Origin of the sequence: Xanthobacter sp. AM11 (assembly GCF_047444035.1) — a bacterium.
Lineage (GTDB): Bacteria > Pseudomonadota > Alphaproteobacteria > Rhizobiales > Xanthobacteraceae > Xanthobacter.
Map to the genome: position 1 here is coordinate 4,342,797 of NZ_JBLAOA010000001.1, position 26,135 is coordinate 4,368,931.

22 protein-coding genes are annotated in these 26,135 nt (G+C 71.6%); 7 read left to right on the forward strand and 15 right to left on the reverse strand.

The genetic code is table 11. From position 1 onward, the window contains the following. Nucleotides 1-75 precede the first annotated feature (75 nt). The 5 genes from ACI7BZ_RS19920 (at nt 76) to ACI7BZ_RS19940 (ending at nt 5,878) form a co-directional block, all read left to right on the forward strand. Nucleotides 76-588, forward strand: a complete 513-nt coding sequence (locus ACI7BZ_RS19920; RefSeq protein WP_414118868.1) for a flavin reductase family protein — start codon at nt 76-78, stop codon at nt 586-588. Next, nucleotides 589-2,892 carry a trimethylamine N-oxide demethylase gene (locus ACI7BZ_RS19925; RefSeq protein WP_414118869.1) on the forward strand — a complete coding sequence of 768 codons (2,304 nt, stop codon included), beginning with the start codon at nt 589-591 and terminating at the stop codon, nt 2,890-2,892. It abuts the gene before it with no gap. Between the two features lie 365 nt (nt 2,893-3,257). After that, on the forward strand, nt 3,258-3,845 hold the full coding sequence (locus ACI7BZ_RS19930) for a dimethylamine monooxygenase subunit DmmA family protein (protein ID WP_414118870.1): 588 nt from the start codon (nt 3,258-3,260) through the stop codon (nt 3,843-3,845). Then, complete coding sequence (locus ACI7BZ_RS19935; RefSeq protein WP_414118871.1) at nt 3,842-4,798, forward strand: PDR/VanB family oxidoreductase; 957 nt, start codon at nt 3,842-3,844, stop codon at nt 4,796-4,798. Before ACI7BZ_RS19930 ends, ACI7BZ_RS19935 begins: the two co-directional genes overlap by 4 nt. A gap of 18 nt (nt 4,799-4,816) precedes the next feature. After that, the gene (locus tag ACI7BZ_RS19940; protein ID WP_414118872.1) at nt 4,817-5,878 is read left to right on the forward strand and encodes a heme-dependent oxidative N-demethylase family protein; all 1,062 of its coding nucleotides are present in this window, start codon (nt 4,817-4,819) and stop codon (nt 5,876-5,878) included. A 47-nt stretch (nt 5,879-5,925) separates the two neighbouring features. Here the strand turns inward: ACI7BZ_RS19940 and ACI7BZ_RS19945 are convergent, their stop codons facing one another. After that, nucleotides 5,926-6,561, reverse strand: coding sequence for a MarC family protein (locus ACI7BZ_RS19945; RefSeq protein WP_414118873.1), 636 nt, complete (start codon nt 6,559-6,561; stop codon nt 5,926-5,928). A 189-nt stretch (nt 6,562-6,750) separates the two neighbouring features. On the opposite strand from ACI7BZ_RS19945, the gene ACI7BZ_RS19950 reads away from it, so the two are divergent. Next, nucleotides 6,751-7,590, forward strand: coding sequence for a universal stress protein (locus ACI7BZ_RS19950; protein WP_414118874.1), 840 nt, complete (start codon nt 6,751-6,753; stop codon nt 7,588-7,590). Between the two features lie 9 nt (nt 7,591-7,599). Next, complete coding sequence (locus tag ACI7BZ_RS19955) at nt 7,600-10,437, forward strand: cation-translocating P-type ATPase (RefSeq protein ID WP_414118875.1); 2,838 nt, start codon at nt 7,600-7,602, stop codon at nt 10,435-10,437. 67 nt (nt 10,438-10,504) lie between these two features. Here ACI7BZ_RS19955 and ACI7BZ_RS19960 read toward each other — a convergent pair whose 3' ends face one another. From ACI7BZ_RS19960 to ACI7BZ_RS20025, 14 genes are all read right to left on the reverse strand, one after another. Next, a complete protein-coding gene (locus ACI7BZ_RS19960; protein WP_414118876.1) occupies nt 10,505-10,942 on the reverse strand; it encodes an RT0821/Lpp0805 family surface protein in 438 nt (145 codons plus the stop codon). Nucleotides 10,943-11,099: 157 nt separating this feature from the next. Then, the gene (locus tag ACI7BZ_RS19965; protein ID WP_414118877.1) at nt 11,100-12,527 is read right to left on the reverse strand and encodes an ATP-binding protein; all 1,428 of its coding nucleotides are present in this window, start codon (nt 12,525-12,527) and stop codon (nt 11,100-11,102) included. A gap of 15 nt (nt 12,528-12,542) precedes the next feature. Beyond that, the gene (locus ACI7BZ_RS19970; RefSeq protein ID WP_414118878.1) at nt 12,543-13,214 is read right to left on the reverse strand and encodes a response regulator transcription factor; all 672 of its coding nucleotides are present in this window, start codon (nt 13,212-13,214) and stop codon (nt 12,543-12,545) included. Nucleotides 13,215-13,401: 187 nt separating this feature from the next. Further along, the gene (locus ACI7BZ_RS19975; RefSeq protein ID WP_414118879.1) at nt 13,402-13,710 is read right to left on the reverse strand and encodes a hypothetical protein; all 309 of its coding nucleotides are present in this window, start codon (nt 13,708-13,710) and stop codon (nt 13,402-13,404) included. After that, the gene (locus ACI7BZ_RS19980) at nt 13,707-14,564 is read right to left on the reverse strand and encodes a glycoside hydrolase family 108 protein (protein WP_414118880.1); all 858 of its coding nucleotides are present in this window, start codon (nt 14,562-14,564) and stop codon (nt 13,707-13,709) included. The genes ACI7BZ_RS19975 and ACI7BZ_RS19980 overlap by 4 nt, the downstream gene beginning before the upstream one ends. Nucleotides 14,565-14,719: 155 nt before the next feature. Continuing rightward, nucleotides 14,720-16,474 (reverse strand): SGNH/GDSL hydrolase family protein, encoded by a 1,755-nt coding sequence (locus ACI7BZ_RS19985; protein WP_414118881.1) that lies wholly within the window; start codon nt 16,472-16,474, stop codon nt 14,720-14,722. Nucleotides 16,475-16,477: 3 nt separating this feature from the next. After that, nucleotides 16,478-16,633 carry a hypothetical protein gene (locus ACI7BZ_RS19990; RefSeq protein ID WP_414118882.1) on the reverse strand — a complete coding sequence of 52 codons (156 nt, stop codon included), beginning with the start codon at nt 16,631-16,633 and terminating at the stop codon, nt 16,478-16,480. Between the two features lie 106 nt (nt 16,634-16,739). Further along, complete coding sequence (locus tag ACI7BZ_RS19995; RefSeq protein WP_414118883.1) at nt 16,740-17,063, reverse strand: spike base protein, RCAP_Rcc01079 family; 324 nt, start codon at nt 17,061-17,063, stop codon at nt 16,740-16,742. Nucleotides 17,064-17,154: 91 nt separating this feature from the next. Further along, nucleotides 17,155-17,856, reverse strand: coding sequence for a DUF2793 domain-containing protein (locus ACI7BZ_RS20000; RefSeq protein WP_414118884.1), 702 nt, complete (start codon nt 17,854-17,856; stop codon nt 17,155-17,157). A 340-nt stretch (nt 17,857-18,196) separates the two neighbouring features. Then, nucleotides 18,197-20,005, reverse strand: a complete 1,809-nt coding sequence (locus ACI7BZ_RS20005) for a DUF4153 domain-containing protein (RefSeq protein ID WP_414118885.1) — start codon at nt 20,003-20,005, stop codon at nt 18,197-18,199. Nucleotides 20,006-20,127: 122 nt separating this feature from the next. Next, on the reverse strand, nt 20,128-24,033 hold the full coding sequence (locus ACI7BZ_RS20010; RefSeq protein WP_414118886.1) for a baseplate multidomain protein megatron: 3,906 nt from the start codon (nt 24,031-24,033) through the stop codon (nt 20,128-20,130). 83 nt (nt 24,034-24,116) lie between these two features. After that, a complete protein-coding gene (locus ACI7BZ_RS20015) occupies nt 24,117-24,557 on the reverse strand; it encodes an NlpC/P60 family protein (RefSeq protein WP_414118887.1) in 441 nt (146 codons plus the stop codon). Continuing rightward, on the reverse strand, nt 24,554-25,444 hold the full coding sequence (locus ACI7BZ_RS20020; protein WP_414118888.1) for a phage/gene transfer agent baseplate hub protein: 891 nt from the start codon (nt 25,442-25,444) through the stop codon (nt 24,554-24,556). Before ACI7BZ_RS20020 ends, ACI7BZ_RS20015 begins: the two co-directional genes overlap by 4 nt. A 7-nt stretch (nt 25,445-25,451) precedes the next feature. Continuing rightward, on the reverse strand, nt 25,452-26,093 hold the full coding sequence (locus ACI7BZ_RS20025; protein WP_414118889.1) for a phage distal tail protein, Rcc01695 family: 642 nt from the start codon (nt 26,091-26,093) through the stop codon (nt 25,452-25,454). Between the last annotated feature and the right edge of the window lie 42 nt (nt 26,094-26,135).

The window sequence follows — 26,135 nt, forward strand, 5'->3', positions numbered from 1 at the left end:
GCAGGCCCCTCACGCATCCGCCGCCAAGAGCGATTATCATGGCGGCGTTCGTCCATTCTTGAGAGCTGCTTTCCAATGACCACCATTGATCTCGACGCCCGAATTGACCCGCGCGAACTGCGCAACGCCCTCGGCCGCTTCGCCACCGGCATCGCCGTGGTGATGGCCAAGGACGAGGAAGGCCCCCTGGGCGTGACCGTGAATTCCTTTTCCTCGGTCTCCCTCGACCCGCCGCTGGTCCTCTTCTGCATGGCGCGCTCGCTGCATTCGCTGGCGCGGCTGGAGAAGGCCAAGGCCTATTCGGTCAATATCCTGCACGGCACACAGGTGGATATTTCCAACCGCTTCGCCCGGGCGGGGGAGGACAAGTTCACCCAGACCGACTGCGTGGACGGGTGCCTGGGGGAGCCCTGCCTCATGTCGTCCCACGCCACCTTCGAATGCGTGCCCTATGCCCATTATGACGGCGGCGACCACGTGATCTTCGTCGGCCGGGTGGTGCACATGCGCGCCGAGGGCGAGGACGATCCGCTGCTCTATTATCGCGGCAGCTACCGGCTGCTGGCGAGCCTGATCCAAGAGGGCTAGATGGACGCATCCCTTCTCCCGCCCGCCGCCCGCCGCATCGCCCCCTCACCGGTTCCGCACGAGCGGGTGAGCGTGCGCGGCGGGGGCTGCGCGGTGGTCCGCCTCCTTGCCGGCGACACCCTGTGCGTGGTCGATCCGGAAGGGCTGCAGAGGGCCGTCGTGCTTGCCGACGACCCTGCCGCGCTGGCGGACCTCGCAGGCCCGGCGGCCGGCACCCTGGCCGACGTGTTGGCGGCGGGGGGAGAAGGCTGCGCCGAGGTCGCGCGGCTGCTGGCGGCGCATGGCGCGCTGGCGCAGGACTTCGCCGGCGTGGCGGTGCTGCCGGGCGACCACCCGGCGGGGGCGCAGGCGCGGCTTGCGGCGCGGGCCGACGCCCTCGTGGTCATCGCCGCGCCCGGCGGCCCCATGGCGCCGGACGCGCAGGATACGGCAAGCGACCTGCGCGTCACCATCGCGCGGGCCGCGGGCCACGGGCGCCCGCTGCCGGAGCCGCTGGCGCCGCTTGCCCTCGACCTGCGGGTGCCGGCGGCGCAGGCCCGCGCCTTCCGGGTGAAGGCGGGCGAGTATATCCAGATCATCGACGTGGACGGGCGCCAATGCTCGGACTTCCTCGCCTTCGACGCGGCGGCTTTGGACGCGGGCCGGGAATTCGGCCTTGACGCCACCACCACCCGCACCCTCATGGGCGCGGCCTATCCGGGACCCGGCCTGCACTCGAAATACTATGACGAACGGCAGATTCCCCTGGTGGAGGTGATCCGCGACACTGTGGGGCGCCACGACACCTTCGCGCTCGCCTGCTCCGCCAAATATTATGAGGACATGGGCTATCCGGGCCACGCTAATTGCTCGGACAATTTCAATGCCGTGCTTGCGCCCTACGGCATCCGCGCGCGGGCGGGGTGGCCGGCCATCAATTTCTTCTACAATACGGCGGTGGACCACACCAACGCGCTCACCATGGACGAGCCATGGTCGCGCCCGGGCGATTATGTGCTGCTGCGCGCGCTGACCGATCTGGTGTGCGCCACCTCGTCCTGCGCCGACGACATCGACCCCGCCAACGGCTGGGAGCCCACCGACATCCACGTGCGCGTCTACGACGCCGCAGAGGCCTTTTCCCGGGGGATCGCGTTCCGCATGAATGCCGAAGCCGAGCCGCGCCTGACGCGCGAAAGCGCCTTCCATCCGCGCCTAGCGCAGATGACCCGCAGCTTCGTGGAGTATCGCGGCTTCTGGCTGCCCACCTGCTTCACCGGCGAGGGGCCCATTGCCGAATACTGGGCCTGCCGGGAGAAGGCGGCCATCATGGACCTCTCCCCCCTGCGCAAGTTCGAGGTGACCGGGCCGGACGCCGAACGGCTGCTCCAGCGCACGGTGACCCGCGACATGCGCAAGCTCAGCGTGGGACAGGTGGTCTATACTGCCCTTTGCTACGACCATGGCGGCATGATCGACGATGCCACCGTCTTCCGCCTGTCGCCCACCAACTTCCGCGTGGTGTGCGGGGAAGAGTTCACCGGAAGCTGGCTGCGCGACAAGGCGTCGGAATGGGGGCTCAACGCCTATGTGCGCAGCTCCACGGACCAGCTTCACAACATCGCCGTGCAGGGCCCCCTCTCCCGGGAGATCCTGTCGGACGTGATCTGGACCGGCCCCACCCAGCCGGCCATGGCGGAGCTGAAATGGTTCCGCTTCGCCGTGGCGCGGCTCGGCGGGCCCATGGGGCCGGCGCTGGTGGTTTCGCGCACGGGCTACACCGGGGAGCTCGGCTACGAGATCTGGTGCCACCCGAAGGATGCCGGCGCGGTGTTCGACGCCATCTGGGCAGCGGGTGCGCCAAGGGGCATGAAGCCGCTCGGTCTTTCGGCGCTGGACACGCTGCGCATCGAGGCGGGGCTGGTGTTCGCAGGATACGACTTCTGCGACCAGACGGACCCCTTCGAGGCGGGAATCGGCTTTGCCGTGGCGGCCAAGGAGGAGGATTTCGTGGGCAAGGCGGCCCTCGCCCGGCGCAAGGCCTCCCCGGCGCGAAAGCTCGTGGGGCTGAGGATCGACGGCAACGACGCGGTGGGCCATGGCGACCCTTTGTACGTGGGACGCGCGCAGGTGGGCGTCGTCACCAGCGCCACCCGGTCGCCGGTGCTGCAGGCGCAGATCGCGCTGGCCCGCATGGACGTGACCCATGCGCAGGAGGGAGCCAGCATCGAGATCGGCAAGCTGGACGGGCTGAGGAAGCGCATCGGCGCCGAAATCGTCCCCTTCCCCCATTTCGACCCGCAGAAGACCCGCGTGCGGGCCTGATGCAGCGGCCTCCGGGCGGGCGCGGCGCGCGAGCGCGCATGTGTGGGTCTTCCGGCTTGCGCGAAGTATTGAAGGCATGCAGCCCGCTGTTGCTGGTCAAAGTCCTGCATGACCAAGTTCCGATCACGCACTGTCCAAAATATAAGCTCGATTTGTCGCCGTCTTCGGCTCATATCGCGATTGACAAAAATTTTTCGTGTTGGGAAAATTCTCAAACAATGAGGGGGCCACGCCGCGCCTGACGGCGACGCGCTGCGAGGCGTCTGCCGGGCACGGCGCCTGCATTTGGGGCCGGCTCCGGCCCGGCGCGGGTGCCGTGGGACCGTGGGAGCACCCATGCCGGCCGTTTATTGTGCGGAGACAAGATGAGCGATCAGGGAATCAAGAGCCGGCCGAAATACGCGCCCCTCACGCCGGAGCCGGCCGGGCGGCATCACCTGCTCGTGGTGGAAGGGGCCGATGTTCCGGCCGAGGCTCTGGCGGCGGGGGTTTCCCCTTCCGCCTTCGAGATCTGGACGGTGGCGCGGCGCAGCGCCGTGCCCGGCAGCCCGGTGATGGAGGCGGCCCCCGGCGCGGTGCGCGCCTTCCGTTCCGCCGCCCAGCTCCTTGCCGCCCTGGAGGAGCGCCTGGCCAGCGAAACCATGGGCCTGCGGCTCTATGCGGCGGGCACGGAGCCCTTCCTCTGGGACACCAGCGGCATCGGCGAGGCCGCGGGCCTGAGCCCGCAGGAAATGCGCTTCGCTCACGTGGGCACGAAGGCCCGCCGCATCTTCTGCGTCCACTGCCGCACGGTGATGGAGAAGGTCACCACCTCCATCGTCGCCTGCAGCGGATGCGGCGCCCAATTGTTCGTGCGCGACCACTTCTCGCGGCGCCTCGCCGCTTTCATGGCCGTCCAGATCGACGCCGAAGTACCGGGCGAGGTGCCCGCGGCGGAGGAGCTTTATTCATGATCGCCGGCGATCCCATCAGCGTGCGGGTGCGCGCGGTCGAAGACCTCGCCCCCAGCCTCAAGCGCTTCTCCTTCGAGCCCGCCCACGGCGGCAGCTTTCCCACCCCGCCGGCGGGCGGCCATGTGATGCTGACCCTGCGCGACGGCGCGCGGGTGATGAAGAATGCCTATTCCCTCGTTTCTCCGCCCATGGAGCGGACACGCTACGACATCATCGTGCGCCTCGTGGCCCAGTCGCGCGGGGGCTCGGTCTTCCTGCACCAAGCGGTGAGGCCCGGCGACGTGATGGAGATGGCCTATCCGGTGAGCCTGTTCCCCCTCGCCGCCAGAGCGAAGAAGCATCTGCTCATTTCCGGCGGCATCGGCCTCACCCCCATGCTGTCCTATCTGCCGGAGCTGAAGGCGCGCGGCGCCCGCTTCGAGCTGCACCAGCTCGCCAGCGGCGAGGAGGCGCCGGTGTTCGAGCGCCTGCTGGCACCCTATGCGGCGGGGGAGGAAATCCGCGTGCATGGCGGCGGCCGGGCCGCCTTCGATCTCGCCGGCCTGCTCGCCCGCCAGCCGCTGGGCACCCATGTCTATGTCTGCGGCCCCCACAGCCTGATGGATGCGGTCACCGGCACCGCCGCCGCCCTGGGCTGGCCCGCGGGCAAGGTGCACAAGGAGAGCTTCGGCGGCGCCACGGGGGGCCTGGCGTTCCGGGCCGTGCTCGCCCGCTCGGGCATCGAGGTGGAGGTGGGGGAGAACCAGACCCTGCTGGAGGCCATCGAGGCGGCGGGCGCCAGCGCCCCCTGCCTGTGCCGCGGCGGCGCCTGCGGCGAATGCGTCACCCCCGTGATCGAGGGCGAGGTGGACCACCGCGACGACTTCCTCTCCGCCGCGGAGAAGGCCGGCGGCAAGCTCGCCATGATCTGCGTGTCCCGCGCCCGCGGGCCTCGCCTCGTGCTCGACCTCTGATCCGTGGAAGGAAACGAGATGACCCTGCAGTTCAAGCCCGCCGAAACCTTCCGCGACACCTTCACCTATGCGAAGTCGCCGGAAGACATCCTGCGCTTTCCCTTTCCCTTCCCCGAAGACGAATACATGTATTCGGTGAACATCGAGCCGCATGTGAAGGGCGGCCCCACCGCCGCGTTCCAGGCGGTGTTCGACATCGACGAGCATTACATCGCCGAGTGCCGCGAGTGCGAGCGGGTGCTGAAGGAGGACCCCAAGCGCTGCCAGGTGCTGCCGCACATGATGGCGGCCGAGTGGGACACCCTGGAACTCATCATGGAGAGCATGGCCGCGGATTATCCCGCGCATTTCTCCCTGACCAAGGCCGGCGACCTGTGGACCTGGGTGAACCGGCCGCTCGGCATCCAGCAGAGCTTCACCTTCGGCAAGGCCGAGACGCTGCCCTGCCCGCCGTTCGAATACATCACCCGCCAGGCGCAGGGCGATTTCACCCTGCAGGACCAGCGCGACGGCAATCTCTATGTGGACGGCGGCCTGGTGACCACCCAGGCCGACTGGTCGCTGGAGTTCGACATCGGCATGAGCTTCCATGAATGGCACGGCCCGGTGCCGCTGGCCCATGAGAAGGGCGTGTTCGACCGGGCGCTGAAATATCTCTTGCGCCTGCAATACGGCCAGCCGGTGCGCCGCCTCAACTGGACCATGACCATCAATCCGCGGCTCGACACCTCGCCGGAGAACTACCCCGTGTGGGGGCCGGACCGCACCACGGTGACGCCGCAGAACGTGGCGGAAAAGGTGCATCTGCGGGTAGAGTTGCAGACCCTGTTCCGCCTGCCGCGCTCGGGCGCCATCCTGTTCGGCATCCGCTGCTATCTCGCCAGCGTGGCGGACATCGCGCGGGTGCCGAAGTGGCGCCGCCGCCTGCACCGGGTGCTGCGCGACCTCAACCCCGCCCTCGTCGAATACAAGGGCCTGGCGCGCTACCGCCCGATGGTGCTGGACCATCTCGCCCCGCTCGACGACGGCGCGCCCACCACCCGGGGCATCGCCCCCGACACCGAGGTGCTGGCGGGCTGAGGCGCGCCTTCCCGCCCCCGGGCAGAGGCGGAGCAGAGGGCCGCCGCTCAGATGGGCGGCAGCCCCAGCCACTTCTGCACGGCGTTGAGCATCAGGTTGACCGAGAAGGCCGCAAGCAAGATGCCCATGACGCGGCGCAGGAGGCTCGTGCCGCTCTGGCCCAGCACCCGGGCGATATGGTCGCCGAGCCAGAAGATCACGAACAGGATCAGCATCATCAGCGTGAGCACGCCCAGCGTCACCAGATGATGCGAGAGGGGCGCATCGCGATTGTTGTCCGAGAACAGCACCATGGCGAGAATCGCCCCCGGCCCGGCGATGATGGGCGTGGCCAGCGGATAGACCGCAAGGGCCGCGACCCCGCGGTCCGGGTCCACCTCCACCGCGCGGTGGGGCATTTCCGCAAAGATCATCGTCAGCGAGAAGAGGAGCAGGATAAGCCCGCCGGACATCTGGAAGGCGAGAATGGAGATGCCCATGGCCTCCAGCAGCACCCGCCCGGCGAAGGTGAACACCACCAGGATGAGGAAGGCGAAGGCCAGGGACAGCGCCGCGGCCCGATGGCGATCGGCGCGGTCAAGGTGGGCGGTGGCGCCGAGGAACAGGCTGAGATGGCTCAGGGGCTCCAGCACCACCCAGAGCGTGACGAGCTGGCTTGCGAACAGATTGACGTCTTCGATCATCGAACCCCCGACAGCCTCTTGTAGCCCGCCCCGATGAACGCGAAAAGAAGCAGGGGGCGACGCATCCGGCCCCGTTCCACCGTCCACCCGAACCGGCTGTGGATGGAGAAGCTGGCGTTCGTTGACCTGACGCAACGCCAACCGAAGGCATGGTATCTTAGGGTGCTCGGGTCTGAGGAGGAAAAGCCAATGATGCAAAACATAAAGAGCGTACTCATCGGCATGACGGAAGAAGGCATCGACGAGCCCTCGTCGGCGCTGGCCTACGGCTTGTCGCTCGCCCAGAAGTGCGGTGCCCATGCCACCATCCAGGCCGCGTCGCTGAAGGTGGTGCTCGGCAATACCTTTGTGAGCAACGTGGCCTCCGGGCTGGTGGCGGCCCATAACCGCCGGCTGCGCCAGCTCGCCGCGGACGTGGCGGAACGTGCGCGGGGCGACGCGGCGGCCGCCGGCGTTGCCGCCTCCGTGGAAACCCCGCAGCTCGCCTATGGCCAGCTGGTGGATGCGTTCGTGGCCCAGGCCCGGGTGCACGACATTGCGCTGCTCGACGCCGAGGTGGCGACCGTGAATGCGGACCGCGGCCTCATCGAAGCCCTGCTGTTCGAGAGCGGGCGCCCGCTCATCGTCGTGCCGCCCGGCTGCGACACGTTCAAGAACCACCGTGTCCTGGTGGCGTGGGATGCCAGCGCGCGAGCGGCGCGGGCGGTCAACGACGCCATGGCCCTGCTCAACTCCGCCGCGGCGGTGGAAGTGCTGGCCATCGGCACCCAGAAGGAGCTGGCCCACGAAGTGCCCGGCGCCGAGCTGGCCCCCCATCTCGCCCGCCACGGGGTGAATGTGACCGTGAAGAACCTGGTCGTCGGCCACGACGGCATTGCGGCGACCCTGCGCGAGCAGGCCTCCCTCTTCGAGGCGGACCTCATCGTCATGGGCGCGTTCAACCACTCCCGCATGCGGGAATGGATTCTCGGCGGCGTGACCGAATCGCTGCTGGCGGACTGCAAGGTCCCGCTGTTCATGTCCTACTGAGCCGGCGCCATGGCCGCCCACCGCCTCGGCCGCTCCGGCCAGAGCACCGAAGGCAAGGCGGCAGCGCCCCATGAGCAAGTGACGGATGCGGAAAAAGGGGGAGCGCTCGCCCACCGCGCAAGCAGTGAAGCGTCACCCTCCGGCGCCCGGATCGCCTCAGGCGACGGGCAGGCCCGCCCTTCGGACATTCCCGCCACGCCCCCGCCGCCCACCTGGCACGCCATCACTCCGCAAGACGCCGCCCGGCGCCTCGGCTGCGGCCTCGACGGGCTGACCCGTGCGCAGGCGCAGGCCCGGCAGGCCAGCCATGGGGCCAATGCCCTGCCCGAGCCCCGGCGCCGCAGCCTTGCGGCCATCATCCTCGCGCAGCTGCGCAGCCCGCTCATCTACCTGCTGCTGGCCGCGGCCGTCCTCTCCGTGGCGCTCGGCGACACCACCGACGCCGCCTTCATCTTCCTGGTGCTCGCCGTGAACACGGCGGTGGGCGCGGTGCAGGAGACCCGGGCGGAGGCTGCGACGGCGGCGCTGAAGCGCGCCATCCGCACCCACACCCGCCTCACCCGCGACGGCACCACCGCGCTGTGCGACGCCGCCGAGCTGGTGCCCGGCGACCGGGTTCTGCTGGAGGCCGGCGACCGGGTGCCCGCGGACCTGCGGCTGATCACCGCCAGCGACCTGAAGACCAGCGAGGCCGCCCTCACCGGCGAATCCCTGCCGGTGGAGAAGGACGCCGCCGCCATCCTGCCCGCCGATACCCCCATGGCCGAACGGCGGACCCTTTTGTTCGCCGGCACCAGCGTGCTCATGGGGCAGGCCGCCGCCCTGGTGGTGGCCACCGGGCGCGACACCGAGCTCGGCCACATCGCCCGCGCCCTCGACGCCCCGGCCACGGCCGCGCCCCTGAGCCGCCGGCTGGAACGCTTCACCCGCATGCTGGGGCTGGCCACCCTGGCGCTGGTGGGGGTGATCCTGGCCGCCCGCCTCGTCGCCGGCGCGCCGCTGGGGGAAACCGTGCTGATGGCGGTGGCCCTTGCGGTGTCCGTCATCCCGGAGGGCCTGCCGGTGGCGGTGACGGTGGCCCTGGCCGTGGCCACCCGGCGCATGGCCCAGCGGCACGTCATCGTGCGCCACCTGCCGGCGGTGGAAGGGCTGGGCGCCTGCACCGTCATCGCCACCGACAAGACCGGCACCCTCACCCTGAACCGCCTTTCCGCCACCGCCGTCATCCTCCCGGACGGCACCAGCGTGGCGGTGGGCGCCGATGCCGACCCCGAGCCGTTCCACCAGGCGCAGGGGCCCAGCCCGGCCGCGGCGCGCGACGCCATCGCCCGCCTCGCCGCTTCCGCCGCCCTGTGCAACGACGCCACGCTTCACCCCCAGGGCGGGCGGCAGGGGGCGAGCGGCGACACGGTGGACATCGCCTTCCTGGTGCTGGCGGCGCAGGCCGGAATCGGCGTGGAGGGACTGCGGGCGGCGCAGCCGCGTCTGCTCCACATCCCCTTCCTGGCGGAGCGCCGGCTCGCCGCCAGCCTGCATGCGGGCGCGGCGGGGCCGGAGCTGCATGTGAAGGGCGCGGCGGAAACCATCCTGCCCCTGTGCGGCCCGGCGGGCGCGGCGCTGCTGGCGCCGGCGGAAGCCCTGGCGCGCGAAGGCCACCGGGTGCTCGCCGTGGCGCGGCGCACCCTGCCCGCCCCGGCCCCCGCCAGCCGCGCCGGGCTGGAGGCGGCGCTGGAAGAGATGGAGCCGCTGGGCCTCGTCGGCTTCATCGACCCCCTGCGCCCGGAGGCCAAGGGCGCGGTGGAGGCCTGCGCCCGCGCCGGCATCGCCGTGAAGATGATCACCGGCGACCATGCCGCCACCGCCCTCACCATCGCCCGCGCGCTGGGCATCGCCCGCTCGCCCGACGACGTGATGACCGGGCGCGACCTTGCCGCCCTCGCCGGGCACCCGGCCGAGGCCGCCCGCCGCATCGCCGCGGCCAGCGTGTTCGCGCGGGTGGAGCCGGCGCAGAAGCTGGAGATCGTGGATGCGCTCCAGGCCCAGGGCCATGTGGTGGCCATGACCGGAGACGGGGTGAACGACGCGCCGGCGCTGCGCCGCGCCGACCTCGGCATCGCCATGGGCCGCGACGGCACCGACGTGGCCCGCGACGCCGCCGCCCTGGTCATCGCCGACGACAATTTCGCCTCGGTGGTGGCCGGCGTGGAGGAAGGCCGCGCCGCTTATGCCAACATCCGCAAGATCATCTATCTGCTCATCTCCACCGGGGCGGCGGAGGTGGCGCTGTTCCTGGCTGCGGTGGCCACCGGGCTGCCCCTGCCGCTGTCCACCGTGCAGCTCTTGTGGCTCAACCTCGTCACCAACGGCGGGCAGGATGTGACGCTGGCGCTGGAAAAGCCCGAGCCGGGCCTGCTCGACCGGCCGCCCCGCGCGCCGGGCGACGCCATCTTCGATCCGCTGATGATCCGCCAGACCCTCGTCTCCGGCCTGTTCATGGGCGCGGCTGCGTTCGGCTGCTTTGCCTGGTGGCTGGCCCAGGGCTGGAGCGAATTCGAGGCGCGCAACGCGCTGCTGTTCCTCATGGTGGCGTTCGAGAACGTGCAGGCCATGAATGCCCGCTCGGAAACCCGCTCGGTGTTCGCCATTCCGCTCTCGGCCAATTGGCCGCTGATGGCCGCCATCGCGCTGGCCCAATCGGTGCAGGTGGCCGCCGCTTATGTGCCGGGCCTGTCCGGCGTGCTGGAGATCGCCCCCATATCGCCCGTCCTGTGGCTGGCGCTGGTGCCCGTGGCCCTCAGCCTGCTGCTGGTGATGGAGGCGGAGAAGGCGCTCAGGCGGCGCCCGTGAGCCCGCCCGCCCCGATTGAGGGCCGGACCACCCCCGCTCAAGACGGCAGGACGCAGCGCTTCACCGCTCAGGTCACCGGCTGCCAGCGTCCTTCCGCGGTGCGGCAGGCGGCGCCGCGGGCGATCTGCGGCCGGTTGTCGATGTAGATGGTGTGGGAATAATCGCGGCAGCTCTGGAAGCCCACGCGATTGTAGGGCGGGCCGGCCACCACCGTGCCCCGGGTGCCGCTGTCGCCCTTCCAGCCGAAGGGGTAGCCGGGGCTGCCGGTTTCCAGGGCGGAGATTTCGGCGTCGTAGGCGCGCTTGCGGTCGGGCTCGTCCAGCCCGTTGCCGATGCTGCCGCTGATGAGCCCGCCGGACACCGCCCCGCTCATGACCGGCGCGGTGGGCAGGGTCGCCATGGCGCTCAGGGAACGGCCGGAGTTGGGATCGGTGGCACAGCCGGCCAGACCCGTCGCGAGCAGCAAGGCGGCGGGGAGGCGGACGGCTACCGTGCGGACGGGCATCTGGTCGATCTCGGGCAACAGGCGACAATGAGGCCGGAATGAGGCGGATGATTGGGGCGACACCGAGGCCTCAATCCCTCATACGCCTGCGCAAGGCACCCCGGAAGGCGGTTTCCCGCCCCCTGTGACATCACGGCCGCACCCGCGGCGCGGGCGGTCAGGGGGCGGACGGGGGCGGCGGGGCCTGCGCCGCGGGCAGGACGATTTCCGCCCGCAGGCCGCCGATGGGGGCGGTGCCCAGCTCCAGATTGCCGCCATAGAGCAGCGCCAGTTCATGGACGATGGACAGGCCGAGGCCGGAGCCGGGCTTGGATTCGTCCAGCCGCCGGCCGCGGCGGCCCACGTCCAGCCGGCGGGCAGGATCGAGGCCCGGCCCGTCATCGTCGATGATGACATGGAAGAACACGCGGTCGCCGGGGGATCGCGGGCGGCCGATGACGACCTCCACCTCGACCCGGGAGGAGGCCCATTTGCAGGCATTGTCCACGAGGTTGCCCACCATCTCCTCGATGTCCTGCTGCTCGCCGCGGAAGCGCACGTCGTCGGCGATCCGCACGTCGATGGCGAGTTCCTTGGCGCGGTGGATCTTCTGCATGGTGCGGGCGAGGGAGGTGACCACCGGGGTGACCTCGCACACGCTCGCCACCACCGAGACCCGCGCCGCCATGCGCGCCCGCTCCAGATGGTGGGCCACCTGGTCGCGCATCACGCTCGCCTGGTCGCGCACCCGGCCGGCGAGGGTGTCCTCGCGGGTGCCGGCCTCGTTCATCAGCACCGAAAGCGGGGTCTTGAGCGCATGGGCGAGGTTGCCCACATGGGTGCGGGCCCGCTCCACGATCTCCTTGTTGGCGTCGATGAGGGCGTTCACCTCCCGCACCAGCGGCGCGATCTCCGCCGGATAGGCGCCTTCAAGGCGCTCCGCCTTGCCCGAGCGCACGTCGGCGAGGGCCTCGGAGATGCGCGAGAGCGGCTTCAGGCCGAACCGCACCTGCGCCACCACCACCAGCAGGAAGGCGGCGGCGAGCACCACCAGCGTGCCGGCGAGGGCGAGGTTGAAGGCGGAAATCTCCTGCTCCAGTTCCACCGCCACGGCCGCCACCGACACCACGTAGCGGTCATCCCCGCCGAGGTCCACGTCGCGCTCGACGATGCGCAGCTTCTCGCCCCGCGGACCCAGCGCATAGCCTTCCCGGATCAGCCCCGGGCGGCCGGAGATGCCCTGCTCGGCCAAAAGCGGCAGCCCCCCGCCGGACAGGGAGCGCGAGGCGCGCCGCGCATCCCCCGCATCGGAGACGCGGGCGATCTGCCAGTACCAGCCGGAATTGGGAAAGACGAACAGCGGGTCGGCGAGGGCGCGCGGCTCGGGCGGGCTCTCCTCGGTCGCGTTGGCGACCTCGGCCACGATGGTCTTCAGATACACGTCGAGGCGCCGGTCGAAGGCGCGCTCCGCCGCGTTCCGGTAGAGCGAGGACAGGACAAGGCCCACCACCACCAGCACCACCACCGTGATGGCCATGGCGGACAGGAACAGGCGGAAGGCCAGGGAGCCGGGGGTGTATTCCGCGGGGCGCGGCGTGGTGCTCATGTCCGCCTTCGCGCGTCAGCGCTTCTCGTCCGGGGCGGCAAGCAGGTAGCCGAGGCCGCGCACGGTCTGGATCACGTCGCTGTCGAGCTTCTTGCGCAGACGCCCCACGAACACCTCGATGGTATTGGAATCCCGGTCGAAATCCTGGTCGTAGAGGTGCTCCACCAGCTCGGCGCGGGACACCACCCGGCCGGCATGGTGCATGAGATAGGCCAGGAGCCGGTATTCATGGGAGGTGAGCTTCACCGGGTTGCCGTTCACGGAAACCCGGCCCGAGCGGGTGTCGAGCCGCACCGGGCCGCAGGAGAACTCGCTGGAGGCATGGCCGGTGGCGCGGCGCAGCAGCGCCCGCAGGCGGGCCAACACCTCCTCCATGTGGAAGGGCTTGGCCACGTAGTCGTCGGCGCCGGCGTCGAAGCCCTGCACCTTGTCGCTCCAGCGGTCGCGGGCGGTGAGAATGAGCACCGGCATCACCTTGCCGGCCCGCCGCCAGTTTTCCAACACGGAGATACCGTCCATCTTGGGCAGGCCGATATCGAGGACGATGGCATCATAGGGCTCGCTCTCGCCCAGATAATGGCCTTCCTCGCCGTCATAGGCGCGATCCACCGCATAGCCCGCGTCGCACAGGGCTTCGAAGAGCTGGCGATTGAGTTCGGGGTCGTCCTCGACCACCAATAGGCGCACGGGTTTCCTCCGGCTGGGCGTCGTTTCCTCATAAGGGAGCGGCGCCCAGAATGACAGAGGCAGCTGGCGGTGTCAGCGCCAGTTGCACAGCCGCCGGCCCACCGCATTGTGGGCCTTGGCCTGCCGGATGGTCGCGTCGCTGTCGGCGGCGGACCAGCGGATGGGGGCGGCGGCGCCGCAATAGACCCTAGTCGCGCCGGAACCCGTCGTCGTCGCGCAGCCGGCCAGCAGCGCCGTCGCGGCGATCGGCAGCAGCACGCGCAGCGTGCGCCGCATCGAGAGAGCGTCGGGCATCGTCTTCTCCTTTCCGGCGGGCGTGGGCGAAGCCCGCCTGGGCGCCGCGGCGATGGGCGAGAACAAGGGCGATCACCGCCCCGGCGAGGGCCGCGGCGCGGGGTCCGGCCAGCCGCGCGAGGGCGACGACGGCAAGCAGGCCGGGAAGGGCGAGGACCCACCAGGGCACCCCATAGGCCAGAAGGTGGAACAGCGTGCTCATGGCCGGCCCGCCGCCTCCGGCACGAGATCGAGCACCTGCGCGCGCCGCTCGGCCCGGGCGGCGCTCCACCACACATAAGCGAGCCCGCCGAGGGTGATGGCGAGGCCGCAAAGGGTGAGGCCGGAGAAGATGGCGGCAAGGGTGGAGGAGGTGGCGGCGTGGGGTGCAAGCTGGCGCGCCGCCTCCGCAACCGCCGAAGCTACGACGCCCCCCGCCACCGCGCCGGTCCCGACCTGCGGCCGCGGCGCCGGGCGGGCGGAGGAGACGGGCGCCTTCGCGCCTTCCCCGGGCACGTCCGGCACCGCATCGTGCACATCCACCGGCAGCGCGCCGCCGCCGGCCCAGGCGGCACCCTTGCGGCGCACGTCGGCGACGCGCCGGGCCCAGCCGCGGCCGAACACCGGCCAGGTCTTCAGCGCCTTGAGCATGGCGAGGCGGCGATCGCAGATGTCGCCCACCAGGCGGGCGGGGTCCGCCGCGGCGCGGGCGGCGGCCAGGGTCACCGCCCCCACCTGCCCGTCGGCCGGCAGGCCCAGAGCGCGCTGGAGCCATTTGGCGGATTGGGCGGGGCCGGAATTCACCGCGCCGTCGAACACCACATAATCGATGCCCGGCGGCAGTTCGTCGGCGCGCACCGCGTCCCAATACTGGCGGCGGTAGATGTCTTCCATCTCCGCCCGCTCCAGCTCGCGCACCGGGCGCGGGGCGAGGCCGCGGGACCGGCGATAGCCGTCGTAGACCCGCTGGATGATGCCCTTCATGGTGGGGCCGCCGGGGTCGGACGGATGGTTCGAATAGCCGCCCTCATGCACCAGCACGGCGGCAAGCGACCGCGCGAAACTGTCCTTGGCCATGGATCACCTTTGCAGGAATTCGAAGGAAGGGTGGCACGCCCCGTGGGGCGTGCCGGTTGGCGGGAGGCCGCGCGCGCAGGTCCGTCCGCCGCCGGGGGGCGGACGCTCGCAACAGCAGCGATGGGGAAGGAAGAGCGCGGCCGCGCGGCGCAGGCTCAGCCTGCGGCGATCACATCCCAGCCCGTCCCGTTGGAGACCAGGCGGACGTATTCGTACTGGGTCGCCAGCACGTAGGTGCCGGCCCCGTCGATGGTCTCCGCGCCGTTGGCGGCGAGGGTGAGCGCATTGGCCGAGGCGTCGGTCTTCTTGACGATGATCGGAATTCCGCTCACCAGCTGCGCGGCGGGCAGGGTCAGCGTGAAGGCGCCGGCGGCGGCGTCGCACGGATAATAGTCGATGGCGAGGATTTCGCCCTGCGTCAGGGTCTTGGCCGCCGTCACCTTCAAAAAGCGCAGCGGATCGTTGCTCACCGTGAGCGCCGGATACTGCGCCGGGCCCACATCCACCAGCATGAATTCGGCAAGCTGAAGGGTGATGGGCTGGGTGGCGGTGGTGGTGTCCACCGTGCGGAACCGCAGGCCCACCTGGATGTTGAGGCTCACCGCCCCGGGGGGAACGTTGAACTCATGATTGCAGGGGGTCAGGGGCAGGTCATAGTAATGGCTGGCCCGCGAGAGGTCGGAATAAAGCGGCCCGCTGAAGGGGTTCGCCCCCCAATCCAGCGACACATAGGACGCCTGACCGAGGCTGGCGGAGCCGTCCACCAGATCGAGGATGGCAAGGTTCGGCGCCGCCGTCCCACCCTTGAGGCGCGGGGCGAGGGCCAGGCCGCAATAGGACAAGGGCTTGCCCCCGTTGGCTTCCAGCCATTCGGCGGTGTTCTCCACATCGAGCCCGGATGCCCCGAACATGAAGGAGAAGCGCAGCCGCCGCCCCTGGTAGCGGGTGAGGTCGATGATGGGGGTGGCCGCGTCGGAGATCTGGAAGTTCACCGAGCCGGCCCCGTTGGGCGTGGCGGTGATGCTCCACACATTGCCGTTCACGCCGGCCACCGGAGCCACGGTGGCCGTCACGGTGGGGGCCGTTCCCGTGCCGGTGGCCACGGTGTCGAACACGCGCGGCGTCGGCAGGCTGTAGCCGTTCATGGCCAGCGTGCGGTAATTGGCGAACAGCCCGTCGCGCACGGTGGTCGAGGCCGGCGCCCCGGTGTTGGCGATGCCGGTGGTGGGGAACAGAAGGTTGGCCGCGTCGTGCACCCGCGGGCGCTGATGCTTACGGGTGGAGGTCAGCATCGGGCCGATGACCGCCCAATTGGCATCGGCGAACAGCTTCGAGGTGCGGGCGTTGGCGTGGATGCCGTCGCCGTTGGTGTAGCCCGCCCGCCAGTTGCCGGGGTTCGCCGGGTCGTTGGCGATGGCATACCAGTCCACCAGCGGCACGGCATTGGTGGCGCAGAAGCCGGTGATGAGCTGGTTGATCGTGTTCACCAGCGCGGCGCGCGCCGCATAGGGCGGAATGGTGGTGACGAAGAAGAACACCCCGGCGGATTTCAGCGCGTCGTGCACCGCCTGCAGGCTTGCCGTGATGTAGGCCGAGCTGTTGAGGGCGATGACGTCATTGGTGCCCATGGTTACGCCCACCACGTCGGGGGCGTATTTGAGCACGTCGCGCGGGACGCGGGCGGAGATCATGGGCGAGGTCTGGCCGCCCACGCCGGCGTTGCGCACCGGCAGCAGCGCGCCGTTGGAGGCCAGCGCGGTCTGCCACGTCATGTCGGGGGAGCCGAAGGCATTCACCTGGGCATCGCCGCTGCCCTGGGTAAGGCTGTCGCCGATGTGGATGTAGCGGTAGATCGGCTTGGCGAGGGGGGAGAGGATGCCGGAGGCGGCCCGCAGGGTTCGGTTGGACATGGTTCAGATCTCCTCGATGAGCAGGTTGCCGGCGTCGTCCATGAGGAGCGCGCCGGCGTCGTCGGTGAGGGCGCGGAAGCCGGGCGGCGGCGGCGGTTCCGCCGGGCAGCAGCAGGTGCTGGGCACGGAGGTGAGGGAGACACCCACGGAGTGTTCCATTCAGGGACCTTTCGGGCTGGGGAAGCACGCGCGCGCCCCCTCCCCCGCCGGGGCACGGCGGAGCGAACGGGGCGCGGCGTGATGGGAAAAAAGGGGAAGCCGGCCGTCAGCGGTCGGCGAGGGCGAAGACGGCGAGGCCCGCGGCCGTGGTGCCCGTGGCCCACACGCGGCGCACCTGGCAGGGCGGCAGCGGCTGGAGGCCGGGCGTGGCGGTGAGGGTCACGCTCTCCTCGTCCGGCGCATCGACGGTGGTCAGGCGGATGTGCGCGACGCCGCCGGCCACCTCGGGGGCCACATAGACCCACAGCGCCTTGGCGTAGGGGTCGAGGTCTTCCACGTCGGAGGGCGTTACGGTGCGCAGCCGCCGGCCGGGAGAGGACAGGGAGGCGGCATGGCCGCCGAGGGGGTCGCGCGCCGGATCGTAGGGCATGGGGACATCTCCGCACGAGCATGCCGGAGCCGGACCGCTGCGCGATCCCGCCTTGGGCCGATGCTCTTTCTGGGGGGGGTGTGGGGCCGGCTCAGGCGCCCGGCACGGCGCAGGCCAGCAGGTGAAGGGCGAGGCGCACGACGCCGCCGGTGAAGGCGCCGCCATTGGCGGTGAGGCGCACCGGGGTCGGCGCATAGACGGCGGTGGGGCCGATGACGCCCGCATTGGTCGCCCCCGCCGCGATGCCGAGGCTGCCGCCGAACTTCGCGGGCTCGCCGGCAATGCCGCAATCGTAGGAGGCCGCCCCGGTCACGGTGACCAGGGTGCGGGTGGAGACGCCGAGGATGATGGCCCGCTCGGGAAAGGCGATGGCGCTGTCCACGGCCGCGCCGGAAAGCGCCACGTCCGCCTCCAGGACGCGCGCCTCGATGGCGGCGCGATGGGGGCTCGCAGCCAGCGCGGACACCCAGGCGCCGCCGTCGAACACGGCGAGGCGCCCCTCGTCGCGGATGAAGGCGAGGAAGCCCGCCGCCACGGGCAGGAAATCGAACGCGCCGGCCTCATAGGCGGCGATGCGGCCCTCCTGCCCGGAGAAGGCGCCGGTGGCCCCCGCCGGCACATGCCAGCGCGCGCCCTCGGCCGGCACCGGCGGCGGGGCGGTGAGGCTCGCGCTCTCCAGCACGAGTTGCACGAAGGCATCCAGGCGGCGCACCGCCTCATTGTGGGTGACATGCTTCTGCGCCTGCGCCGCTGCCAGATAGGGGAGCGCAAGATTGGCCGACTGGTCGGACATGGGGGCCTCGGCTTTGGGGGAAGGAACCGGCGCGCGCCGACGCCCCCGCCGGGCCGGATCGCAGCCGGCGCAGCGCGGTGGGCGGGAACGGGTGGCGGGAACGGGTGGGTGGGGCGGGGCGGCCCGGGGGGCATGCGGCGATCGAAGGGGATCAGGCCAGACGCCCGTGAGGGCTGCCCCCGGCCCCATTGCCCCCCGGCCGCTGTTCACGCCCGCGCGGCATCGGCCGCGAAGCGGGGCCGACGGACCGGGGTGGTCCGCATCGCGTCCATGAGCGGGCAAGCCCGGCGCACCCCTCCGCCCCGGCCCGCAGGAGGGCGCGGCGCAATCGCGCGCGGCGTCAGGAGGCCGGGCCGAGCACCAGGAAATAGCTGCCGCCGCGCACCGTCGTGGCGGCGCGGCTGACGCTCAGGGTCGTTCCCTGCAGCACTACGGTGACCTGCTCCGCGCCGAACGGCGCGACGATCCGCACCGGGGCATCGAGGCGTGGCGGACGGCCCACGGCGGCCTTTTCCTGCGCCTGGATGGCGGCGGCAAGGTCCAGGCGGGCGCGGCGGCCGTCGGCGGCGTCCACCTCCACCACATTGTCCGCCACGGCGGTGGTGATGCCATCCACGGTGGTCACGCTCTGCCGGCGGCCGAAGCCAATCTGGAACGGCCCCAGCACGCGCACCGCCCCGGCGGCGGCGATGAGCGCCGGGCCCGACTTCACCGATAGTGTGAGCACGGGATCGGGCGCCGCCACGGCGCGGCCGGCATCCCGCGGGAAGCCGGAAATGCGCATTTCGATATCCGCCTGCGCCGGGGTGCGGCCCTTGGCGAAGGGGTCGTCCTCGCGCCCGGCGAACAACGGCGCCAGGGTGCCAAGGCCGTGGCTGCGGCCGAGATAGCGCACGATGGACTGGGCCTGCGCCGTCTGCTTCATGTCCAGCTTGCCGGGGGCATCGGGCACCAGCCGCCCGGCCTTCACCAGCCCCTGCGCCGCCAGCAGATCCACCAGGCGCTGCGCCTGGTCGCGGTTGGCGAGGGCGGGAAGGCCGAAGGGGCCGGCGGCAGAGGCGAGGCTCAGCACCAGCAGCACGCCGGGAATGAGCCGCAAGTCGCCGCGCCCCAGCCGGGGCGCGAACAGAAGCGTGATCAGGACCAGCCAGGCGGCGACCAGCAGCAGGTGGCCCCGCTGCACCGTGAAGCCGAACGGCTCGATGCGCAGCCACAGGGCCGCCCCCAGCAGCGCCAGCGGCACCACCAGGAGCGGGAACCACACGGCGCAGAACAGATCGCCGAGCCGCCGGCCCTGGCCGCGCTCGCCTTGCAGCATCATGAAGACGAGGGTGCCCGCCACCCCGAACGCCGGCACATAGCGCCCGATCTGCCCGGCAGGAACCACGCCGAGCCAGGCGATGCGCGCCGCATAGGCCACCAGCAGCGCGCCATAGACCAGCAGCAGCGGCACCGCCACGAACCGCGCCACCGTCAGCGGCGCGCGCACCGGCGCCAAAGCGGCCGGAGCGGCCTCCCCCGGCAGCGGCAGGCGCGAAAGCCACAGGAGCGGCGCCACCAGAGCGAAGGCCACCGGCACCGCATAGTCGCCGGAAAGGGGCGGGATGAGGCCCAGGGTGCCGCGCAGGAACAGCACCCGCACGGCGCCTTCCACCAGCATCGCGCCGATGCTGAGCAGCACCGCGCCCAGGAGCGCCGTGCCCGCCCCGCCGGTGACCCGCGCGGCGTGCCACCAGAAGCCCGCCGCATCCCCCCGCCCCAGCCCGAACGGCGCCAGCAGCACGGCGCAGAAGGCGGCAACGGTCAGCAAAGGGGCGGACGGCTGCGTCACCTGCGGAAAGGCGAGGACGAGCCCGGCAAGGCCGCCCGCCACCACCGCCAGCGCGTGCCGCGCCCAGCCGCGCCAGCCCTGCCCTTCGGCGAAGAGGACAGCGGCGGTTGCGGCAAGAAAGCAGGTGGCGGCGGGCGACAAGATGGCATCCCAGCGGAGCATGGCGCGGGCGCCCGGCAGTGCCGGCGCCGACGTCCGCAGCCATGCCGGCATGCCGGCGGGATCAAGGAAGAAGGCGGCAAGGGCGGCCGCCATGATGAGGAGGGGAACGGGAAACCGCAGCAGAAGCGCGGGCACGCCGCGCCAAAGGACACTCACCGCCACCGCCCTGCCCCCCGTGAGGCTCCCCGCTTACTGCTGCGGCGCCACCTGCACAAGCTGCATGACGGGCCGGCACAACGCGGTGCAAATCCCGGCGGCGCCCGAAAACGCCGCACCGATCACGGCCGGACTTGCGCGGTCACCGCGGCACCGGCGCCGACGCTGGCGGAAAGCTGGGCGATCCGCACCGTGAGCACCGCCTGGGGCGCGCCGAAGTCGGCCAGTTCGTCCGCCGCCCCGTAAAGCGCCAGCGGCTGGGCGGTCTCAAGGCTGCGCACCACGCTGCCGCCGGAAAGGATCTCCACCCGGTAGGCCTCGCTCGCCTCGCCCAGGGGCACCTCGTTGGCGTCCCAGCCGTCGCCGCTCACCCGGGTGCGGCGGATGAAGGAGAGCGCCACCCCCTCCGCCGTGCGCCGTGCCCGCACATGCACCGGCGCCAGCGGCGCCAGCGCCCGGCCGCCCACCGTGGCCGACACTTCGGTGACATCCTCCGCACCGTAATCGTCGCGGGCCGAGCCGATGCGGTAGATCCAGGCCCGCCCCAGGGCCGAAAGGCCGCTGGCCAGCGGCACGAGGGTGCCGTCGAGGCGCACCAGCCGGGTTCCCGCCGGCCATGCCGCCGCCCCCGCGGCCTCGGTGCCGAACTGGCCGCGCAGCAGGCCGCCCAGCCGGTAGGTGGCGGCATCCACAAGCTCGGCCTCGGTGAATTGCACGATCTCCGGCGCCCGCCCCTCGGCCATGAGCACGCAGGCATTGGCGCCGTCCAGCACCGCCGCCGCGCTGGCCGACACCAGCAGGGAGGACTGCACCGCCACCACCATCTGGTTGAAGCGGTCGAAGCGCCACAGGGGTCCCGGCTCCAGCGCGGTCAGCAAGGTGGCGAAGGTGGCCGGCGCGTGCACCAGCGCCACCGTCTCGAAGCTCGCCCCGTCGGCGGAACGCCATGCCGCCAGCGTGCCGGGCCAGGGCGTGGCGGCCGCGGCGAGGTGCTGCAGCGGCACCGGCTCGCCGTCGCCGAGGGCCGGCAGATCCAGCACCATCACCGCCGGCGGGCCGGAGGCGCCGGGCAGCGCCACGGTGCCCTCGGGCAGATCGGGGGCGGCGGCATCGAAGATCTCCGGCTCCACCGACCGTGCGGTGACGGCGAGCGCCTCCGCCGCCTCCATGCGGGTGATCTCCAAGAGCCGCTGGCGCCCGTCGAGGGTGAGGCGCACAAGGTCGCCCGGCACCAGGGCAAGGCGCGACGGCGGCAGGGTGAGGGACACGCTCTCGCACCCCGCCCACAGGTCCTGAAGCCACACGTCGGCGGCCCGGGCCATCACTGCGGCGGAGGCCACCACGGCAAGGTCGGCATGGGCCGCATGCAGGCTGGCCCCGGCGAGCCGGCGCGAGGAGACCGTGGCGCGGCGATACTCCTTCAGCCCATCCACGAAGCCCACGCTGACCTCCAGCGGCAGCTCGCTTTCCTGCGCCCGGGTGAGGGCGACGAGCGGCGCGTCGTCGCCGCGCACCAGCTCGTCGGCGCCGATGTCGGTGACGGGGCCGGTGCCGCGCGGGCGGAACACCAGCCGGCCGTCCGCCTCCCCCGCCTCGAAGGCGAAGGCGCGGGCAAGGGGCTCCAGCGCCGCGCGGGCGGACATGGGCTGCTCCACCACATAGCCTTCCACCGCGCCGGTGAGGGTGTCGCTGGCCACGTCGTCCACGCCGAAATCGGCGCACAGAGTCGCCACCAAAGCGTCGAGGGGCGCGCCGCCGAGGCGGCCGGTGAGCCAGTGGCCGGTGGCCCAATTGGCGCCGTCGGCCCACACCGCGTCGGCCACGGGAAATTGCGGATAGGGCCGCGCATCCCAGGTCCAGGCGAACACGCAGCCCGGCTCCACCATGCGCCCCGCATAGAGGCTGGCGGGCGGGTTGTCGGCATCGCTCGCGCCCGCGGCGGGATCGAAGGCGCCCAGCACCGCCTCCAGCATGCGGCGCTGGATCAGGTCGTCCCGCTGGCCGGAGGAGAAGGGCGGCAGGGCGCCGGCGGCGGATTTCGCATCGGGGAAGGCGCTGGGCCGGTTGGCGCCCTTGTCCACGGCGGGGCAGCCGGTCTCCATCAGGCGGATGGGCTTGGCCCCGGGCACGTAAGCGGTGGGCACGGGGCTGCGCGCCCCGCCGCTGCGCTCGTGGTGGGCATTGGCCCAGAACGACCACAGGTCCTTCTGCCGGTAGATCCAGGGCTCGCCGAAGGCCCCGTCGGTGATCGGGGTGCGGTGCTGGGCGGCGCGGGCCGCATCGTCGGCATAATACCAGTCGAACGCCTCGCCGGCCCGCAGGTTGGCCCGCAGATAGGCGCGCTCATGGATGCTCTGCGCCAGCGCCGCATCGAGATGGTCCGAGCCATCCCGCCAGTCGGCCAGCGGCGGGTACCAGTCGATGCCGATGAAATCCACCGCGGGGGCGCTCCACACCGCATCCAGGGGAAACCGCACGTCGCCATTGGCCATCGCCTGCGCGCCATATTCGGTCCAATCGGCGGCGTAGGACACCAGGGTGTCCGCCCCCACCACCGCCTTCACGTCGGCGGCCAGCTGCGCCAGCGCGGCGGCGGCAGGGAAGGCACCGGTGGCGTCGGTGAGGCGGGTGAGCGCCACCAGCTCGGAGCCGACGAGAATGGCCTCCACGCCCCCCGCGGCCACGGCGAGATGGGCATAGTGCAGCACCATGCGCCGCAGGCTCCATTCATCCGGGCCGCGATAGAGCACGAGGCCGCCGAGGCGGGAGAAGTCGTCGGGCCGGGCGGTGCCGAACAGGGCGGCCACCTGCGCCGCGCAGGCGGCGGTGCCGTCCGCGCTGGCCTCCCGGCCCGGGGCCGGATCGCACACCAGGCGCCCGCGCCAGGGATGGGCCGGCTGGGCGGGGGCGCCGGTCCACGGGTCGGGGCGCGCGTTGCCGGCGGGAATGTCCATCATCAGGAAGGGATTGAGGGTCACCTTCAGGCCGGCGTCGCGGAGCCGCGCAATGGCCTTCACCACGCTGTCGTCGGACGGCGTGCCGCCATAGGCGGCGCGGCCGTCATACTGCGATACGGCGGGGGCGGAGAAGCGGGTCTCGCCGCCCACGGCCCATTGCGCCGGCGATGTCGCCTTGTCGAACCGCTCGCATTTCGGCCGCACGGCGCAGGTGCCGGCGCGCAGGTCGTCACCGAACCACGACACCACCAGCGACACCCGTTCGAGCCGGGGGCAGGCCCCCAGGAGCTGGTCGAGGGAGGCCTCGAAATCGCTGGTGAAGCTGGTGACGTGGCGGTTCTCCGGCCCGTAGCTGGCCTCGCCATACACCTGCCGGATGTTGCGCGTGTCGTAGCCGAACTCGGTGGCGCCGGGGATGAGGGTTACGGCCTTCACCTGCTGCTCCAGCGCGCCCACGGCGCGTTCCACCTCCACGGTGATCTGGGGCAGGCGGTTGCCGTAGTCGGTCAGTTCCAGGTTGCGGAACACCAGATAGGCGATGCCGCGATAGGCCGGCGTGCCGGTGGCGCCCTGCTTCGCCTCGATCCAGGAATCCGGCCCGGCATCCTCGCCGCCGGGGTGGAAGGTGAGGTTGAGGCGGCGGGTGTCCAGGAGCTTGCCGTCGGCCCAGATGCGGCCGAAGCGCGAGACCTTCCCCGCGCACACGGCGACGGCGAAATTGCCGTAATAGGTGTAGGTGGTGGTGGAGCTGGAAAGGCTGCCGCCCTTGCCGCCGAGGGACTGGGTTTCCTCCTTCCGCACTTCCTTGAGCCGGGTGGCCCAGATGACCTGCCCGGCGAGGCGCGCGCGGCCGTAGAGCCTGGGCAGGGCGGCGCCTTCGGTGGAGGCGGTGACGTCGAGATCGGTAAGGCGCGGACCCTCGGTGCGGCGCGTGCGGCCGCCGCCCAGCAGCGCCTGGTCCAGCGCCGCGCCGCCGAGGGTGCCCAGCGCCCGTCCCGCCATGGCCCCGGCCGGGCCGAACAGGGCGCCGCCAATGAAGCTGCCGGCCGCGCCGAGAAGCAGGGTCGCCATGGGAGAAGTCCTTTCAGGGCAGGGCACGTGGCAGGGCCGCGGCGGGGCGCGCGGCAGGGAAGGCGCAGGCGGGTCCGCCGCCGTCAGCCCACGCCGGGAAAGGCGAAGGCGAAGGCGCAGCGGCGCTGCCACCAGGGGGAGAGGTGGCTCTCGCACACGCTCGCGCCGTCATAGGCGTGGATCATCCGCCCGGCCTCGGCGAGGAAGGCGGCGTGCTTGGCCGGCAGGTGGGCGCGGAAGCGGAACAGCAGCACATCGCCGGGGCGCGCCTCGGCCAGCGGCACGGCCACCAGGCAGCGCCGGGCGGTGTCGGCCAGGGTCTCGCGCCGGCCGGCTTCCGCCCAGTCCGGCGCATAGGGCGGCAGGGGCTCCGGCTCGGGGCCGACGAGGGCGCGCCACACGCCCCGCACCAGGCCCAGGCAATCGGCGCCATGGCCCTTCAGAGAGGCGCGGTGAAGGTAGGGCGTGCCGATCCAGGAGCGCGCCTCGGCGAGGATGGCGGCGCGGGTGAGGGGGGCGCTCATTCCAGCAGGCTCCCGTCGTATCCGCCCTCGCCGGGAATGGCGACGGCGAGCAGGAAATCATTCCCCGGCATGTGCGGAAAGCCGCGGAAATTCAGCGCGTTGGCGAAGCGGTCGCGGCAGGTGGCAAAGCGCTTGTCGCAGCCTGCCGTCAGCGCCAGCACGTCGCCCGGCGCCACCGCGAAGGGCGGGCGCTGCCACAGCCGCAGCACCGTGCCTTCCGCATCCAAAAGATGGGCCTTCACCTCGGTGGCGAAGCCCGCATTGGCGCCCGAGGCGAAGCGCAGCCGGCCGCGCGCGAACGCCCCCTGCGCGAAGCCGGAAAGCCCGGAAACGCGCAGGCGCAGCGCCCCTTCCACGGTGCTTACCGTGGCTTCGGCGGCATAAGCGGGGGCGGCGAGATCCACGCCGCAGCGCGCATCCCCGAGGTCGGCATCGCACCTTGCGGAAAGGCGCCGGCCGCGGGTCTGGTTGAGGCCGTCGGCGAGGGCGCGGATCTCGGCGGTGAAGGCGCCGTCGGCGCAGCGCACCTCGCCCAGGATGCCCCGCCGCAGCAGGACGAACCGGGCGGGGTCCTGCCAGTTCACCAGCAGCAGGTCGATGATTGCACCGTCGTAGCGGCCGGCGGAGAGGTCGGCGTCGTCCAGCGCCACATGGCTCAGGGCGCCGGACAGCTCCGCGCCGGTGACCGCCAGGCCGGCCTCGGTGACGCTCTCCGAGCCGGCGATGCCCGATGCGGCCTTCAGCGCCAGCCCGTCCACCACCAGGTCGCGATCATGGTCGGTGAAGCCGAGCACGCGGCCGTCGCGCCGCGTGAGGCGCCAGCCGTGGCACAGGGTGGTGACGCCGGCCTGCAGATGCGCGGCGAGGGCGGGGTCAAGGGTTCGCATGGCAGCCTCACGGGCGGATCTCGATGACGGGAATGCGGGGGATGTCGCCGGCGGCGAAGGCGGAGAGGTTCACCTCCAGGAAATCCGTGTCGAACCGCACCGGCACATCGAAGAGGAAGCCGGCCGTGACGTGCGCGGAGTGGGGCGGCACGGCGGTGTCGGCAAAGCGCACCAGGCCCTGCGTGGCATCGACGGTAAAGTGCGTGTTTTCAATCTGTTCCACCCCATTCACCGCAACCCGCACGCAGCCCGAAACCGGCTTGGAGATGGGCCGCACATAGGGGGCGTGGAGGGCGCCGTAGGTCTTCGCCAGGCAGAAGTCGGCGCGCACCGCATCGCCGGTGCCGAGGGGCTGGTCGAGGGGGGAGATTTCCGCGCCCGGAGGGGCGGAAGAATGGTCCAGCCGGTCGCGCCAGCGGAAGCCGTAGAGACGCCCGCGCCGCTCCTCGAAGAAGGCGACGATCTCGGCCAGCGCGGCCAGGGTCTTCACCCCGTATCCGGCGTCCCAGCGCCGCCGCGAATCAGCCAGCCGGGTGTTGCGTTCCTCGCGGCCGGAAGCGGTCGTGACCACCTCCGTGATGCGCTCTGGACCGCCCGAAGCGCCCAGCGCGACCGCGATGGGGAACAAAATCTCATGAAAGGTGGCCATATGGTGCCCCTCTTCCCCAATTCTTCAGGCAAAACAGTAGAA